The organism is Streptomyces sp. MB09-01, from assembly GCF_033794505.1.
In the GTDB taxonomy this organism is placed as follows: Bacteria; Actinomycetota; Actinomycetes; order Streptomycetales; family Streptomycetaceae; genus Streptomyces.
This window is the reverse complement of sequence record NZ_JARAYQ010000465.1, coordinates 1-3,372: the sequence shown is the minus strand read 5'-3', so window position 1 is coordinate 3,372 and position 3,372 is coordinate 1. Positions and strand designations below refer to the sequence as shown.

The window sequence follows — 3,372 nt, the reverse complement described above, 5'->3', positions numbered from 1 at the left end:
GAGGAAGGGGAACGTGGGGGCGAATGGGGTACCCCGGAGCCAAGTTGGTCCAGACCAATCTCCGTGTCAAGACTCTTTGCTATGTGGCTTGAAATGGCCGACCGCGCGATCCCTGTTGTCCGGGTTTCCGATCAGCTGTGACACGTGCTCACGGCACGGGAATCGGCAAGCACCTGCCCTGCCAGGGGTGACGCGGATATGGTGCTGAGGCAAGGGGGAAGAGCGTCGATCGTTTGCGGTCGCGCAGTGTGCGCGCGTACGCGGCGAGCGTGCGTCGGGCGTAGGGACGTATGTGGCGCACGGGGTGAACGGGGGAATTCGCGTGCCGACCGCCATCGCTGTCACCAGCGCCGATCTGGTACTTCCGGCCCCTGACCGGCACACACCCGGGGCCGCCGTGCTGCACCCGCCCGAGCAGCTCGACCTGGAGGGTGCGCTCGCCGAGACCGGCGCCCTGCTGGAGCGGCACGGCCACCTCGTGGCCCTCGTACCGCCCTGGCTCCCGCGCGCCACCGTCCAGCGGCTGCACACCGTGCGGGCCATCCTGGAAACCGACCGGATCGCGCTCCTCGGCATCGATCTGCCGCCGCTGGGCACCGCCCTGCTGGTCCGTCAGCTGCGCCAGCTCAGCGTCTGCGACTTCAGCCCCGGAATCATCGCCTCCGCGGCCCGGCTGCTGTCCCACTACGTCTACGCGGGCGCCCTGCTGGGCTCGGTCGCCAAGCTCGACCGGGTCCGCGTCCCGGTCGGGCTGGGAGCGCACGCCCGGTCCTGGTCGCCGAGCGCGCAGTTCGCCGTGCTCGCCCACCCGACCCCGCACCTGGCCAAGCTCGGGGCCGCCGGGGCACAGGCGTCGGCGGCGGTGCCCGCCGGTCCCGGGTTCGCCACGCACCTCACCTTCGCCCGCGGCCAGCTCACCTCCGACTGGGTCACCGCCGAACTCGCCCCCGCCTGGCAGGTGCAGGGCGTCATGGAGAACCCGCTGCCGGCGGCTTCGCCCGGCTGGTGGGGAACCCAGAAGCTCGTCGAGTTCGCCGCCGGCATCCCCGACCTGTCCGTGCTCTACCAACTGGTCGCCTCGGTCCGCCGCGAGCAGTGCCGCTGGTGCGGCCTCGAACTCATCGGCGACCGCTGCGGCTTCTGCGCCGCCCCGCTCACGGCCGAGCCCGCCGCGCCACCGCCCCCGGCGAGCACCGCGCGATCCAGACCCTGACCGACCGACTCCTGCGAACGAACGAAGAACGGCGAGGTAGGAAGACCGATGAACTCACGCCAGCGCCGCGGCGTCATCCTGCTGCTCCTGTCGGTCCTGTGTGCCTTGGGGGCCTTCGCCGGAGTCCTCGTGGTGATCGGCGACGTCAACTCCAAGGTCGGGGCCGAGGTCGTCGCCTACCGCGCCAAGGGCGACATAGCGCCGTACAGCCCGCTTGCGGCCGGGCAGTTCGAGGAGGTCAGGATCCCCAAGCGCTGGCTGTCCGACACCGCCGTCACCGACCTCGGCGCGCTCAAGGACAAGATCGCGCTCACCACCCTGAAGAAGGGCTCGCTGCTCCAGGCGGACATGTTCGTCGACCGGCCACAGCTCCAGCCCGGCGAGCAGGAGATCGCCATCATGATCGACGCGGCGACGGGCGTGGCCGGCAAGATCACCTCGGGCGCCAAGGTCAACATCATCGCCACCTTCAAGGGCGCCAAGGACACCGACCCCTCGCGGTCGGTGATCATCGTCGCCAACGCCCGGGTCCTGGGCGTCGGCCGGCTCACCGCCCTCGACACCAAGGACACCGACCGCAAGGGCCCCGCCGAGGCGGTCCCGATCACCTTCGCCCTGACCACCAAGGACACCCAGCGCGTCGCGTACGCCGAGTCCTTCGCGGAACACGTCCGCCTGGCGCTGGTGGCCCCCGGCACCGACTCGGCACCCGCCCCGGGCGACCGTACGTACACCCTCGACGGGGACAAGTGAGGCATCACGGATGACCACCCGAATCCTCCCCGCGGTCGGCGACCCGGACGCCGCGCGTGCCATCTCCACCCTCCTCAGTCAGCTCCCGTCCGCGGAGCCGGCCGCGCCCGTCCCGGACTCCACCTCGCTGCTGGACACCCTCTCCCGGCTGGCCGTCGACTCCATCGACGAACTGCCCGAGGTCGTCCTCGTCCACGAGCGCATCGGGCCGGTGCCCGCACTGGAACTGATCCGCGAGGTCGCCCTGCGCTTCCCGGCGGTGGGCGTCGTCCTGGTCTCCTCCGACGCCGGACCGGCGCTCTTCTCCGCCGCGATGGACTCGGGGGCGCGCGGCCTGATCGGCCTCCCGCTCTCCTACGAGGAACTCGCCGCCCGCGTCCAGGCCGCCGCCCAGTGGTCCGTGGGCGTACGCCGCCACCTGGGCAAGGGCGCCGCCGCCGACGTCTTCACGGGACCGGGCGGCCGCGTGGTCACGGTCACCGGAGCCAAGGGCGGCGTGGGCACCACCTTCACCGCCGTGCAGTTCGCGCTCGCCGCGGCCGCCTCGGGACGGCGTACCGCACTGGTCGACATGGACCTCCAGGCGGGCGACGTGGGCTCGTACCTCGACGTGCAGTTCCGCCGCTCCATCGCCGACCTCGCCGGCATCCAGGACATCTCGCCGCGGGTCCTCCAGGACGCGGTGTACGACGACCGCACGGGCCTGGCGCTGCTGCTGGCCCCGGCCGACGGTGAGCGGGGCGAGGAGGTCGACGACCGGGCAGCCCGGCACATCGTCGGAGCCCTGCGCAGCCGCTACGAACTCGTCGTCATCGACTGCGGCACCCAGGTGACCGGCGCGAACGCCGCCGCCGTGGAAATGGCGGACGTGGCGGTGCTGGTCACCACCCCGGACGTGGTCGCGGTACGGGCGGCGAAGCGGATGGTCCGGATGTGGGAACGCCTCCAGGTGCGCAAGGCCGAGGACACGGCGATGGTCGTCAACCGCTGGAGCAAGCACACGGAGATCCAGCCCGCCCTGATCGAGAAGATCACCAAGACCCGCGCCACCCGCACCCCGGTCCCGGCCGCCTTCAAGGAACTCCAGGCGGTGGTGGACGCCGGCCGGGTCCAGGACCTCGACAACCGCTCGACGGTGAAGCAGGCCCTGTGGACGCTGGCGGGCGAACTCGGCCTCCTCCAGGCCCCGGACACCGCCACCGCTCCCGCCCCCGGCACCCCGGGCGCGGCGGTCGCGGTCCGCGCGGCCGGCCCGGTCTCCCGCCTGCGCCGCGTCCGGGAGGGCTGACGGATGCCCGCCCGGAGAGGGGACCGGGGCCAGGTGGCGATCGAGTTCGTCGGCATGGTCCCGCTGATCCTGCTGCTCGTGGCGGCGGTGTGGGAGTGCGTACTGATCGGCTACGCGT

General features: G+C 72.2%; 3 protein-coding genes. All 3 read left to right on the top strand.

What is annotated here, in order from left to right; all coding sequences use genetic code 11:
* Window positions 1–322: 322 nt before the first annotated feature.
* Genes PV721_RS42345 through PV721_RS42335 form a run of 3 tightly spaced genes read left to right on the top strand, consistent with a single transcriptional unit; the run spans window position 323 to window position 3,254 of the window.
* On the top strand, window positions 323–1,213 hold the full coding sequence (locus tag PV721_RS42345; RefSeq protein ID WP_319734073.1) for a hypothetical protein: 891 nt from the start codon (window positions 323–325) through the stop codon (window positions 1,211–1,213).
* A gap of 48 nt (window positions 1,214–1,261) precedes the next feature.
* The gene (gene cpaB, locus PV721_RS42340; RefSeq protein ID WP_319734071.1) at window positions 1,262–1,966 is read left to right on the top strand and encodes a Flp pilus assembly protein CpaB; all 705 of its coding nucleotides are present in this window, start codon (window positions 1,262–1,264) and stop codon (window positions 1,964–1,966) included.
* Between the two features lie 10 nt (window positions 1,967–1,976).
* Complete coding sequence (locus PV721_RS42335; RefSeq protein WP_319734069.1) at window positions 1,977–3,254, top strand: AAA family ATPase; 1,278 nt, start codon at window positions 1,977–1,979, stop codon at window positions 3,252–3,254.
* Window positions 3,255–3,372: the final 118 nt, after the last annotated feature.